The organism is Nostoc cf. edaphicum LEGE 07299 (assembly GCF_015207245.1).
Lineage (GTDB): Bacteria > Cyanobacteriota > Cyanobacteriia > Cyanobacteriales > Nostocaceae > Nostoc > Nostoc edaphicum_B.
Map to the genome: position 1 here is coordinate 1 of NZ_JADEXF010000017.1, position 12,230 is coordinate 12,230.

A 12,230-nucleotide genomic window follows, 5' to 3' on the forward strand; every position below is an offset into this window, starting at 1 on the left:
AACCAGAAATTATCGGCGAACTATAAGATTGAGTGCTGAGTGCTGAGTTCTGAGTTCTGAGTGCTGAGTGCTGAGTGCTGAGTGCTGAGTGCTGAGTGCTGAGTGCTGAGTGCTGAATTCTGAATAAAGCAAATTCATATTTTCACTCAGCAACACCCAGAATATTGTTCTATGAAAAAGAAAAAATTTCTGTTTAAATCAATTTTCTCAAAACTCACAACTCAGTACAAGCGAAACGCCCCGCTCCCGCTAACACCACTACTGCTTACCTTAATACTAGTGAGTGTAATTGTTTTGGGTTCAGGGGCGGATAAATTAATACATAGAAATTTATTTAGTATTCAACCTGCTTCTGCCCAGAGAATCACTCCCGGCGATGTTTGGCAGTTAGTGTATCAGCAATTGCCAGATTTTCCACGGGAAAATAAGTATATCAGCAAAGAAAATCGGAAAGTTGCCGAAAGCAATACCTTAGCAAATCGTCTAATTAGATATCACATTTACACCAAAGGGCGTGCCCCAATTTATCGCTTAGATTGGAAACTGACTTTAGCTGATTACCTGGGTGCGAACGAAATTATGTATGATACTACCTATCCAGGAAATGATGCACTACAGAAAAATCCGATAGAAGGCGATCGCAAAGCCATCAAGAGCCTCACCCGCAGCCAGCGAGATGCCCTAGTACAAGTCTTAGTCAATATATTTAATCCTGCTTCCCAAAATACACTACCTCCTAACCCCGATACCGCACCCAGTCCGACTACATCAACTACCCCGCAGCCACCACAACGAGGAGGTGCTGAACTACTTAAGTAATAGAAGAGTTATAAGTTGTAAATTAATAACTCCTAACTCCTCACTCCTCACTTTTTATGGAACGTGTTGTCAAAACCGGATCGGGTTGGCGTATTGGCTGGAACCCCGATACACTCGAATTTAAAGGTTTAGTTGGTACAGATGATTGGGCAATTGAGTTAACCGAAGCCGAGTTAAATGATTTTTGTCGTCTACTAGCACAGCTAGCAGACACCATGAAGCAACTCGCAACTGAACTGATGGAAGAGGAAAAAATTACTTGTGAAGCCGAAAGCGATTTATTATGGATGGAAGTGGAAGGCTATCCTGATGATTACAGTCTGCGCTTCATCTTGAATACAGGGCGATGTGTAGAAGGTAAATGGAATGCTTCTGCTGTTCCAGATTTACTGCAAGCTAGTGGGATGCTTAAGGTTTTTTAAAATTGCCTCTTGATTATCTTACAGTGTTGCTATATGATAGGAATTCTGACCGGGGCGTAGCGCAGCTTGGTAGCGCGCCACTTTGGGGTAGTGGAGGTCGTGGGTTCGAATCCCGCCGCTCCGATTGATGATAAGCCATACCTGCTAGTCTTTTTAAAAGGTTAGCAGGTTTTTTCATAGCTTTTTCCTGAAAAAACCTAACCGAACAGTAAATAGGGATGTTATACCAATTTGAAAAATGATTGCGACAGATGGAAAACTGAAACACTTATCCAGTGGATGTTTCACAATCCAAAATCTAAAATCTAAAATCCAAAATGGTATTACCCGCATAATCAAATTTTGTCAGTGATAAGTAATTAGGCGGACTTAATATAAAATCTCTAGCAGATTAGTAGGTAGATTGGCATGAGTGAAAGTACAGAAACGATTTTCAGCAAAATCATTCGTCGGGAAATTCCCGCTGATATTGTTTATGAGGATAATTTAGCCCTGGCATTCAAAGACATCCATCCCCAAGCGCCCGTTCACATCCTCGTCATTCCCAAAAAACCCATTGCCACACTAGCTGAGGCTGAATCTGAGGATCATGCTGTGTTGGGGCATCTTTTGTTAACTGCTAAACGTGTTGCCCAAGAAGCTGGACTAAAAAATGGTTATCGAGTCGTCATCAATGCTGGTGATGACGGCGGTCAAACAGTCCATCACTTACATTTGCATATTTTGGGAGGACGGCAGTTGGATTGGCCCCCTGGTTGATGCGAGGCAGGAGGCAGGGGGCAGAGGGCGAAAAGCTTACTGCAACTTCTCCCCTGCTCCTCTGCTCCCCTGCTCCCCTGCTTTTTAATATCAACGCTCATAGTGCTTAATTCTGGTAGCGCGTTTTCACTTGACTGTACGGTAGTGTAAAAACAACTCACTTCCAACCTGACGAGTTTCTATGAGTTCTAGATGAGGAGCAGCATAGGGAAGAAAACCCTCTCCTTCCACTGGGCTAGGGGCGTGCTTTCCCCCAAAAATGACCGGCCAAATGGTCAACCACCAATCGTCAATTCGCCCTGCCTTAACTAGAGCAGCTGTTAAAGAGCCACCTCCCAAAGCAACGACTTTGTGAATACCCCGCTCTGCCATCAAGGTGTAGGCCCGATCCCAGTCCAGGTCTGTATCTCCCAAATCAATTAATTCAGCCAGTTTTTGCAAAGTTGCTGTATCAGAACTGCGCTCTAAAGCAGTCCGTGTGGTAAATATCCATCGCTCAATGTCCTGACTCAAAAAAGGCAAGTCCGGCGATAAGTTCAGGGAACCTGAAACAACGCAAGTAATCGGCTGAGGAGACTGACCCCGAACCTCACGCGCTGCCAACAGTTCGCGATCGCGAATTGTAAAGGCTCCCCCCTCAGCCCGAATTGTCCCTGCCCCTACCAGCAATAGATCGGCAAGGGAGGCTTGATATTCCAAGTGTGCTTGATCGACTACATCGGGTTCACGGGGCGCTTTCGGATCTACGGCACTAATTTTTCCATCGGCCGTCATGGCAAGAACTACAGTTGTTTGGATAGCTGACATGATTATGTTGTAACGATTCTTTATAATTTTACCTTTTTGAATCCCCTCAATACTTGAGAGTGAATAGTTATTGCGTTGTGCTTTAAATTACTTTGCGAACTATGGCTGAAGGTGCTAAAAAACTGTTGTTGAATGATTCTCTCTACACAAGAGTTTTTTTACGCCTCAGAAACTATCATGCCTAAACACATATCTGCAATCATCGTATTTGTCTTGATTTTAATTTTGGGATTTGCATCTCCAGTTCAAGCTGCAACTCCCCGTTCAACTTGGGTAGTAAATGAAATTTACCAATATAATCATCCCTTTGCTTCTCAATTGCCTCAAGAACTGGCAACGAAGATGCAAAAGATGACAGCTAAAGACAGCCCTTTCACCTTTTATCGGGGGACGGCTCACATTTTTTATCGTGATATGCAGACCTTACCAAGTTCAGAATTTGTAAACTCTTTAACCTCAGCCATCTGGTTAGAAGGAGATATGCATCTGCAAAATCTTGGAGCGATAAGAGATAGCAAAGACAACAACGTTTTTGACACCACCGACTTTGATGAGGGCTATCTTGGCCCTTACGTTTGGGACTTGCGACGGATGGCAGTCTCCATTCTGTTGGTAGCTAAAGAGAATGGTCTTAACTCAACTGATGCTGAGGATGTTGTGCGAAATTTCTTGGATGCTTACCTCAATAAGATGAACGACTTTAAGGGAACCAATGATGAACTGTCGTACCGTTTAGAATCTAGCAATACGAACGGTGTGGTCAAAGATTTAATTCAAAAGGCATCAGAGAAGAGCCGTTTTAGGTTTTTAAAACAGTACACAGTGCTAAATAACAGTAACAATCGCGTCTTCAAGACAGCCTCAAATCTCCAGCCTGTATCCAGCAGCACCTATTCTAACATTAATGGTTTTCAGCTAGCCGTCTTGATCAATTTTTCTACAATTAGTTTCAGCAGATATTTTAACTAGATCGGAGTAAAGTTTTTAAAACTTAAAATTAGGTAATGCATTTGATTGTTTTGATCGCTCTTGGGTTTCATCGTAATTCCTCCCCCGATTGGAGTAACAAATTATTGACTACAGGACATGGCAGGGGAATAAAAAAACTTTGAGGAGATTGAGCCACGAGCATAATATTACCATTAGCATCGGCAATCCATCCTTGAGCCTCCACAATCGGATCGGTAGATTTGGTCATAGATGCAGTAGATAATTTATCCGTGATGGCTGTTGCTTGTGCGGGCAAATCTACCCAACCAGTAATTACTGCTCGTCCCCGCAACGGCTCGTTAGGACTTTGGGGTAATCCACCGCGTCCTGTAGCGATAAAACGACTAGCGTTTTGTCTTCCTCTGGGAGTGCAACCTTGGGCAATTTGTTGGGATGCATCAACGAGGTTAGAGGGTAGTTGAATTAAGCCGCGACTAGGGTCAGTATCTGGAGTATTGATAGTTACCTGACCGTTTAAAGTAGGACTTGTCTGAGAAATTGCCGTGATGCTACTTGGAAGCTTTTGAAGGTCGAGTTCAGCTAGGTCGTTAGTTCCCAAAAGGCGCACCAAGTCTTCTCGACTCAGAACTGTCATACCAAAAATACCAGTAGCATTGATTGTGACTTTGCCACCAGAGCCTTTGAAGGCATTGGCGGTGATGTTGCTATTTTCATTGGGAACGGCAACGAGGAAAGGAGTGTTAATGGTAATGTTGCCACCATTACCACCAGCTTGGGCAATGCCTGCGGTGGTTGAAATCAGACTTTCACGGCGCAGCAAGAAGATATCTTTTGCCGATACGACAATATCTCCTCCGTTACCAGATGTAGTTAAAGATACAATACCACCTTGATCGAGACGGATAGAGTCTGCCTCGACTTTTACGTTGCCTGCCTTTCCTTCTCCTAATGAACTGGCACTCAGAAAACCACTATTTAAAGAAAGGGAGCCAGTTGTGATATTGATGTTACCCCCGTCACCAACTGCCCCAGATTCTACACTACTAAAAGCACCACTAAACAAGCCATTACGACCTACACCAGCAAAGGTAATGTCCTGGGCATCAATATTGACATTGCCCGCATTTCCCTTTCCAAAAGTGCTGGCAGCCAGTTGAGCGCCATTAGTAAGCGAAAGGGATGTTGTGGTGATGTTAATGTCTCCACCTTGACCCTTGCCATCATCATCTAAAGTACTGAAGGCAATATTATCATCTCCACTCAAGGAAACGGTTTCTTGGGCATTAATTATGATATTACCTGCATTACCATTACCGTCACTACTACTAGCTAGTTGAGCGCCATTGCTAAGGGAGAGCGCTCTTGTAGTGATGCGGATGTCTCCACCCCTTCCTTCGCCTGTCTTTTCTAACGTACTCAAGGCAAAAGTTCTATTACCATCCAAGAATACAGTATCTGCTGTATCAATTATGATACTTCCTGCATTTCCCTGTCCCAAGGTACTAGCAAGCAGTTGAGCATTATTACTAAGAGAGAGTGATTTGGCACTAATGCGGATATCTCCTCCCTGTCCTCTACCTTTTTCTTCCACCCTGCTAAATATAGTACTGTTATCAAAGTAAACGGTATTGCGAGCATCAATTGTGATATTACCTGCATCACCCTGCCCATAAGTGCTACTGGCTACTTGAGCGCCATTAGTAAGTGAAAGCGTCTCTGTAGTGATACTGATGTTTCCTCCCCTACCCACAGTATCAGATCCCAAAAAACTAAAAACGCCACTGGTAGAACTTTTATCTATACTTACGCCATCAAAGGAAACGCTACCACGAGCTTGGATAATCACATTGCCTGCATTACCAAGTTTTCCTGAGTTTTGATTATATATATTCGCTCCGTTGGCTAAAGAAACTGACGCTGCCTTGATGTAGATATTACCTGCATTACCTACAATCTCCGACTCTACATTACTCTCTACATTACTAAATACACCGGTGATATTAGGTCCAGGGCTGTCCAGAGCATCCAAAACAATGGCACCTTCGGTTGAAATCGTCACATTCCCCGCATTTCCCTGTCCTAAACCACTGGTACCTATGTAGGAGCCATTGATGAATGCAACCCCATCTTGAGCTTGAAGCGTGACATTTCCAGCATCTCCCCGCCCAAAGGTACTGGTTAGCACAGTAGCTGCATTTGTAAGCGCAAATGATCCTGCCGTTATGTTAATATCTCCGCCCTTTCCAGTTGCGCCGATCATAGCGTTAGAAATCAGGCTGCCATCCCTAAGATTAACTGCTCCTGTTGCATTGACCTCAATGTTTCCTGCCTTGCTATCAGTCGAACCCAACCCCAATCCTATTCCTGCCCGCAGACTGCTTCTTTCTGAAAGCTCCAAATTCCGAGCGTTGATTGCAATGCTGCCACCATTGTCTGTACGAACATTTATTTGAGCGCGATTAATCAGTGATACATCTGCTCGTTGTACTCCTTGAGGAAAACTCAAACTTAGGTTATTGCCATCAACATTCAGCCCAACTGTTCCTGCACTTGCCAATCCTGCCAACTCAACTCGCCCACCAAAAGCATTTAACCTTCCACCATCCATGCTGATGTTGCCACCCACTAGTAGCAAACTTTGACCATCTGCTACACGTAAACCAAAGGCATCAAAGCCGGACTTATTGAATCCTGCTAGGGCGACTGAATTATTTTGAATCGGTGCAGCAGTAATTTGATTGAATAGCAAAGCGGAAGGATTAACTGTTAGTAATGGTGAAGGAGTCTGAGGATTTGTTGCACTAAGTTCCAACCCATTGCCAAACACAAAAGAATTCGCCGTACTCGCTACAAAGGAACCCGCCACATCCAGTCGTGCATTGTTCCCAAATAAAATGCCATTGGGATTGATCAAAAACAAATTTGCGCTACCATCCACCCCCAAAGTGCCAAGAATATTGGAGATATTACTTCCCGTCACTCGTGTAAGAATATTGGAGATTCCTGTGGGGTTGGCAAAATAAACACGCTGCAACTCACCCACATTGAATTCCTGGAAACTATGGAACAGGTTTGCACCGCGAATTGTTCCGCCATTAATACGGTCAGCCGGAAGTCCTTTAATATTGACATTGGGAGTGATTTTTGAAGAGTTATCATCCAATGTTTCATCAGGGATAATCTGGGCTAAGGCGTGATTCTCAGAACAAAAGATGACATAAGCAATCGCTCCAATAATGCAAAAAACTCCTAATAAATTTGAGCGCCAATTCCTATTTCTCCAGGTTGCCATATCAGAATCAGCCTCTCCTGCTTATTTACTACCTGTCAGTATGCGCTCAATCTATTGATAAATTCTTCCGCAATTAATTTAATTTCAGCAGATATTGTAACTAGATGAGAGTAAAGTTTTTAAAACTTAAGGTTAGGTAATACTTCCCAAAAAAAAGTTACAAATCAGTCATCAACCTCGCCTTACGGAGAAAGAATTGCAGTACCGTTTCTTCACGGGAAATAATATCAACCCTACCCTCCATACCCAATTGAATGTGATACTGGTTTTTCCCTTTACCTAAAACCAAAGTTTCTGGTTCAATAGTCACTTCATAAAAAGCACCAGGCGCAGTAGCTTTTGGGTTAGTAGTTCCATTCATAGATGCATTTGTGCCATTTTTTTGAGGAGCGAATGCCTTCGGCACGGCTTTGCCGAACGCATCTGGAGAAATCGTCTGCACTTGACCATTCAGAGTACCATAATCTAGGTAAGGACAAGCACTTACCCGCATTTGGACTTTTTGATCAATTTTTAACTTACTTTGCTCATCAGATGCCACTGCTGCCTTCAAAACTTGAGGTGCATCAGAGGGGACAATTTGCAATACTTCCTCGCCAGCACGCACAGTTTGACCTGGGTTTCGCAGATTGAGTTGGGAAATGATACCATCGGCAGTAGCTGCGATCGCTTGGGCGAGAATAGAACGATAAGGCCAAACCCGTTGCAGATATCTTCCCAGTCCGCCAATTTTATCTGATTCTTGTTGATAAAAACGACTGTCGTCTGGAGTCAGCAGTAACATGACGCCATTACCCCAACCTGCCATTAATTCTTGACGGGTAAGGTAACGGATACCAACACCAGGGTCAGCAATGACATATTTTTTGCCTTTTTGCCCGTATAAAACGACCCAGTGGTACCCTTTCCAGTGGATAACTGCTGGTAGGGGAGCTTGATCTAATTGGTCGAGTAATTGGGGACTAGCTTTAACTTGGCGGGCGTTGAATCCTAGTACTTCTGCACCCCGCTTCAATCCCAGCAAGGATGTTCCTCTAGAACCAGTACCTACGGCTTCTCGGATGCGGTTGAGGGTAAATGTGCGTCCGTGGTGTTTGGCGATGGTTGCAAGACTCGCAGCCCCGCAGTCTTCTTCGCTGTGTTGTTGGATAATTGGGTATTTCATAATTTGTATATGGAATCTTTCATCCTCTGCAAGATAATCGGGGCAGAAAGCCCCGACACCCAATATTTAACTCCTGAGAACCAAAAATTTGACCCTGGAGTTATTGACGATCTCAAAGTTTTCAGGAGTGCTTTTTAAGCATAGACTGCGTAGACTACGTCATAAATAGAGCCGCTTCCACTAATGCGTGTTGTTACAGTACCATTTGTAGGAGTGCTTCCAACAGTAAAACCGCCTAGATATTCATCGGAACCAGTAAATAAACCGCCGTCGGAATCAAAGAAATTAATGCTTGCAGTCCCACTAAAATACCTATCTATGTTGAAAGTGACGGCTTCGCCAGCATCTACGTCGTTAGTTTTATTGGTTTTATATCCATTTATTCTGGCATATACGTCGTCTCCATTCCTACTACCGAAGTCTGCATTTGCTTGAATTGCAGTAGCGCTATACAACCAAAGCGTAGCACCACCTTCAATGACAGATCCTTCTTCGGGAGTTAAGTCAGTAAATAATTGTTCTTGATCGACAACGGAATTGCTAGAGGTAGAAATATTCGACATGGTTTTTCTCCTTTTTTAGTTGATTGATATTATCTTTAAGCCCCATGCAGAACTGATTAAGTCAGTTTTGATTCACCTTGCTTGCATCTTTTTTGTGATACTTACTAAATGAATCTCTCTGCATATCACTCTTTACGATGACTTTTAGTTTTTATGCACCGAGAATAGAAAATTTGGAAAAAAATCTGTAAAATCCTTATGCAGCAAGGAATTAGCTTTTGGCTGTATGGCTGTATAATTAAAATTAGCTATGTTTCAAACAGCGACAACTATTCCATGCAACCCCGACAGGGCATTGTTGAAATCTTTTCTACATTTGTGCAATTTGATCTAGATCAATTTAGTGGTTGGGCAACAGATGCCAAACTACGACGCAGTATGAAAGTTTGTCTGGAGTCGTCAACTGAGAAATCAGATACCTTTTGGGCACTTTACTGGTATAGAGTTTGGCAGACTCAATCTAGTACTGTGGCACTTGCACATATTTCTGCTTATTTACAAGAGGTGTGCTATTGGACTGCCAGGAAATTCGCCCTCAACTTTCCCACGCAGTCGTCTGTAGCAGACTGTTTTCAGATGACGATCGCTCATATTAACAAAATACTCAAAACTTTCAACCCTCAATACAGTTCGCATTTAAAAGCCTATGCAGAATTAGCTTTTGAATCGATTATCAAAGATGCACTACGCTTACGTCGGGAAGCAGACATTTGCTCAGACTGGGCATTATTGCATAAACTTAGCCGTAAACGACTAGTGCAATCATTACAAAATGCCGGATTTAACGCCGAAAGCATTGAGAGTTATGTTTTAGCCTGGGAATGCTTTAAGGAACTCTACACGGGTAACAATACAAAAATTCGTCAACTGACTAAACCAGATGCTCAGACTTGGGAGGCTATTAGTAATCTTTATAATGCAGAACGTTTAAGCCGATTGAGTTCACCCACTGCCGCAGTCAATCAGCAAACTATAGAAACCTGGGTATTATCCGCTGCTAAAGCTGCCCGTACTTTCCTCTATCCTAAGTTTGTTTCCACAGACGCTCCCCTCAAAGAAGATGAGGGTAGTTTATTAGATATATTGCCTGTAGATTGGCAAACATCTTTACTAACAGAAATTATTGAGCAGGAAGAAGCTGCGAATATGCGATCGCAGCAAACTCAGTTAAACCAAGTTTTGTCCGAAGCGATCGCTGCACTCGATGCTGAGTCCCAAAAAGTACTACAAACTTACTACATTCAACAACTGACTCAACAAGAAATTGCTGCACAGCTAGAAATTAAGCAATATACTGTTTCTCGTCGCCTGAGCAGCATTAAAAAGTCATTGCTTCTGACTCTGACGCAATGGAGTCAAAACACCTTGCATATTTCCCCTAAATCAGACGTAGTAGATGCGATAAACGCAAGTTTAGAGGAATGGCTTAAAGTCCAATATAGCCATACCCAAATTCAATCAGTAGACAAGAAATAATTTTGTCTCTTCCCTCTCCCTAGTATGGTCTTTATATGGAGCCATTTTCAAATTATTTATGTTGAATCCACCTGCCCCATTCACTATTGACTCACAGCATTTATACCTGGAAATTACTCAATCTCCAGAGGCGCAAGAACAACGATACTCAACCGCTGGTGCTTGTCAACGTGGGTGGGTAAATCAAAAATGCTTGCAAGCATTTTTGCCTTGGTTCAAGGAGGAAATTGCTCCCACCGCCAGAGTTTATCCTAACAGTGCGGCATTGCCGAGTTTTTGGGAAGTAGTCAATGGCACAGCTATTACTTTCGATCGCGATCGCCTAGTATTAATTCCCACCTTGGCGATGGATGACGATGAGTTACGGGTACCGCAAGAATGGGTAGATATACCAGAGTGGGTTGCTGACTATTACATAGCAGTACAAGTTAATCCCGATGAGGGCTGGATGAAGGTTTTTGGTTACACAACCCATCAAATTCTGAAAACAAAAGGGGTTTACGATGCTGGCGATCGCACTTACAGCTTGGAAAGTGAAGATTTAATTCCAGATATTAATGTGCTGTGGGTTACACGCCAACTTAATCAGCTAGAAGCTTTACGTGCTGAGATTGCACCTTTAGATCCGATTGCCAAAACCCAGGCAGAAAACCTTTTAGAAAGATTGGGCGATCGCGATGTGAAATTCCCACGTTTGGCAGTTCCATTTTCACTCTGGGGTGCGCTCTTAACACATAGCGGTTGGCGAAAAAAGTTGTATGAACTGCGTCAGGGTTTACTCATACAACAGTCAATTCCGCAATGGTTGCAGACAGGAGTAGCCAATTTAGCCCAACAGTGGGGATGGGAAAAAAGAGAATTCGTTGTAGTACCTGCCGGAATGCGGAGTGCAGAACCAGTTCTCGGCTTGTCTCGGCAAATAATCATTGCAGAGCAAACATACGAGTTACGTATTTTACCAAAAAGCGCTTCTGAGGATTATGTTTGGCGTTTTGAATTGCGAAGTACAACTCTTGATGGTCAAATTCCGGCTGGGTTTAAGCTTCGACTGCTAACGGAAGACTTACAAGCTTTTGAAAATAATGAAGATACGGCAACAACCCCTGTAGATATGTTGTATTTGGAAGTAATTTTGGAACTAGGAGAAGGATTGGTTTGGGAAATAGAACCCACACCTGAAGACTATGACCGAGAGATTTTGCGGTTTTAAATGTTACCTTCAGAAATCTTCACGTTTAGCCTCTATTATTTACTCTTAAACTAAATTTCACTACACACAACAACCTATTTAGCAACCAAGATATATATAGCAGGGTGTAAGGGCACGGCAGTGTCCATTGGTGTCAATTTAACGTGAAACCCTTGTCAAGACGTGATATTGAGTTCATTCACTTATGGTTACTCACAGCGTCACCTCACCCCGGTTTTGTTTAAAGCCAAAACCGCCCCTCCCTTTACCAAGGCTACGGTGTACATACAAGTCGAATTACCCCCCTCAATCCCCCCTTGTAAAGGGGGGAAGCCGGAAATCTAGTTCCCTCTTAAAGGGGCTAGAGAATTGTCGCCCACTAACTAACCTTGTAAAGGGAAGAAGCCGGAAATCCAGTTCCCTCCCCTTTGCAAGGGGAGGGTTAGGGTGGGGTAAAGCGTATATGGGATAAGCGTTTGGGCTTAAGTTGACACCAATGGGCACTGCCGTGTCCCTACGGGCATACTCAACATCTAGGGAGAACTAGCTGTGGACAAGTTAATCATCTTAAAGTTAGGAGAGGGAAACTTTGAACAAGGGTTTACCGTAACTCTACAGATTGGCGATGAAAATGTCCGCCCGACTGTGGAAATCACAGGTGAGCTTCCCCCCAACCCGGAAATTCTCCGCGATTATCACCGTTGGCAATCTATTTATCATAATTTAAAGTTGCCATCTCGTCCGATTGGTTTACCTAAAGAACTCAACCAAGCCCCCAGCTTAGAAT

At 43.3% G+C, this 12,230-nt stretch carries 11 protein-coding genes, 1 tRNA gene and 2 pseudogenes; 8 read left to right on the forward strand and 6 right to left on the reverse strand.

Annotated features, from left to right (window positions below; all coding sequences use genetic code 11):
• Positions 1-9: 9 nt before the first annotated feature.
• Positions 10-138 (reverse strand): hypothetical protein, encoded by a 129-nt coding sequence (locus tag IQ229_RS24390; RefSeq protein WP_265582939.1) that lies wholly within the window; start codon positions 136-138, stop codon positions 10-12.
• A 33-nt stretch (positions 139-171) separates the two neighbouring features.
• Here IQ229_RS24390 and IQ229_RS00985 point away from each other — a divergent pair, with 33 nt between their 5' ends.
• The 4 genes from IQ229_RS00985 (at position 172) to IQ229_RS01000 (ending at position 2,000) form a co-directional block, all read left to right on the forward strand.
• Positions 172-819 carry a hypothetical protein gene (locus IQ229_RS00985; protein WP_228012957.1) on the forward strand — a complete coding sequence of 216 codons (648 nt, stop codon included), beginning with the start codon at positions 172-174 and terminating at the stop codon, positions 817-819.
• A gap of 56 nt (positions 820-875) precedes the next feature.
• Positions 876-1,241, forward strand: coding sequence for a DUF1818 family protein (locus IQ229_RS00990; protein WP_194040466.1), 366 nt, complete (start codon positions 876-878; stop codon positions 1,239-1,241).
• Positions 1,242-1,291: 50 nt separating this feature from the next.
• Positions 1,292-1,365 (forward strand) — tRNA-Pro (locus IQ229_RS00995).
• Between the two features lie 284 nt (positions 1,366-1,649).
• Entirely contained in the window at positions 1,650-2,000 is a 351-nt protein-coding gene (locus tag IQ229_RS01000; protein WP_194040468.1) for a histidine triad nucleotide-binding protein, read from the forward strand.
• A gap of 126 nt (positions 2,001-2,126) precedes the next feature.
• Here the strand turns inward: IQ229_RS01000 and IQ229_RS01005 are convergent, their stop codons facing one another.
• Complete coding sequence (locus IQ229_RS01005; protein WP_194040470.1) at positions 2,127-2,807, reverse strand: RibD family protein; 681 nt, start codon at positions 2,805-2,807, stop codon at positions 2,127-2,129.
• A 177-nt stretch (positions 2,808-2,984) separates the two neighbouring features.
• Here IQ229_RS01005 and IQ229_RS01010 point away from each other — a divergent pair, with 177 nt between their 5' ends.
• Complete coding sequence (locus IQ229_RS01010) at positions 2,985-3,776, forward strand: DUF2252 family protein (RefSeq protein WP_228012959.1); 792 nt, start codon at positions 2,985-2,987, stop codon at positions 3,774-3,776.
• Positions 3,777-3,843: 67 nt separating this feature from the next.
• Here the strand turns inward: IQ229_RS01010 and IQ229_RS01015 are convergent, their stop codons facing one another.
• The 4 genes and pseudogenes from IQ229_RS01015 to IQ229_RS01025 all read right to left on the reverse strand — a co-directional run bounded on the left by IQ229_RS01015 (position 3,844) and on the right by IQ229_RS01025 (position 8,778).
• Positions 3,844-7,050 carry a two-partner secretion domain-containing protein gene (locus IQ229_RS01015; protein ID WP_194040472.1) on the reverse strand — a complete coding sequence of 1,069 codons (3,207 nt, stop codon included), beginning with the start codon at positions 7,048-7,050 and terminating at the stop codon, positions 3,844-3,846.
• A gap of 157 nt (positions 7,051-7,207) precedes the next feature.
• On the reverse strand, positions 7,208-7,657 hold the full coding sequence (locus IQ229_RS24765; protein ID WP_409339882.1) for an HlyD family efflux transporter periplasmic adaptor subunit: 450 nt from the start codon (positions 7,655-7,657) through the stop codon (positions 7,208-7,210).
• 30 nt (positions 7,658-7,687) lie between these two features.
• A pseudogene (locus tag IQ229_RS24770) lies at positions 7,688-8,215 on the reverse strand (cysteine peptidase family C39 domain-containing protein); the annotation flags it as partial.
• 134 nt (positions 8,216-8,349) lie between these two features.
• Entirely contained in the window at positions 8,350-8,778 is a 429-nt protein-coding gene (locus IQ229_RS01025) for a hypothetical protein (RefSeq protein WP_194040474.1), read from the reverse strand.
• A gap of 276 nt (positions 8,779-9,054) precedes the next feature.
• Between IQ229_RS01025 and IQ229_RS01030 the strand changes: the two genes are divergently transcribed.
• The 3 genes and pseudogenes from IQ229_RS01030 to IQ229_RS01040 all read left to right on the forward strand — a co-directional run.
• Positions 9,055-10,254 carry a sigma-70 family RNA polymerase sigma factor gene (locus tag IQ229_RS01030; protein ID WP_194040476.1) on the forward strand — a complete coding sequence of 400 codons (1,200 nt, stop codon included), beginning with the start codon at positions 9,055-9,057 and terminating at the stop codon, positions 10,252-10,254.
• A 58-nt stretch (positions 10,255-10,312) separates the two neighbouring features.
• Positions 10,313-11,464, forward strand: coding sequence for a DUF1822 family protein (locus tag IQ229_RS01035; RefSeq protein ID WP_194040478.1), 1,152 nt, complete (start codon positions 10,313-10,315; stop codon positions 11,462-11,464).
• A gap of 528 nt (positions 11,465-11,992) precedes the next feature.
• Positions 11,993-12,230: pseudogene (locus tag IQ229_RS01040) on the forward strand (CHASE2 domain-containing protein); the annotation flags it as partial.

Coding starts and splice junctions, on each gene's coding strand:
- IQ229_RS24390 (WP_265582939.1), bottom strand. CDS start 138: ATGAATTTGCTTTATTCAGAATTCAGCACTCAGCACTCAGCACTCAGC.
- IQ229_RS00985 (WP_228012957.1), top strand. CDS start 172: ATGAAAAAGAAAAAATTTCTGTTTAAATCAATTTTCTCAAAACTCACA.
- IQ229_RS00990 (WP_194040466.1), top strand. CDS start 876: ATGGAACGTGTTGTCAAAACCGGATCGGGTTGGCGTATTGGCTGGAAC.
- IQ229_RS01000 (WP_194040468.1), top strand. CDS start 1,650: ATGAGTGAAAGTACAGAAACGATTTTCAGCAAAATCATTCGTCGGGAA.
- IQ229_RS01005 (WP_194040470.1), bottom strand. CDS start 2,807: ATGTCAGCTATCCAAACAACTGTAGTTCTTGCCATGACGGCCGATGGA.
- IQ229_RS01010 (WP_228012959.1), top strand. CDS start 2,985: ATGCCTAAACACATATCTGCAATCATCGTATTTGTCTTGATTTTAATT.
- IQ229_RS01015 (WP_194040472.1), bottom strand. CDS start 7,050: ATGGCAACCTGGAGAAATAGGAATTGGCGCTCAAATTTATTAGGAGTT.
- IQ229_RS01025 (WP_194040474.1), bottom strand. CDS start 8,778: ATGTCGAATATTTCTACCTCTAGCAATTCCGTTGTCGATCAAGAACAA.
- IQ229_RS01030 (WP_194040476.1), top strand. CDS start 9,055: ATGCAACCCCGACAGGGCATTGTTGAAATCTTTTCTACATTTGTGCAA.
- IQ229_RS01035 (WP_194040478.1), top strand. CDS start 10,313: ATGTTGAATCCACCTGCCCCATTCACTATTGACTCACAGCATTTATAC.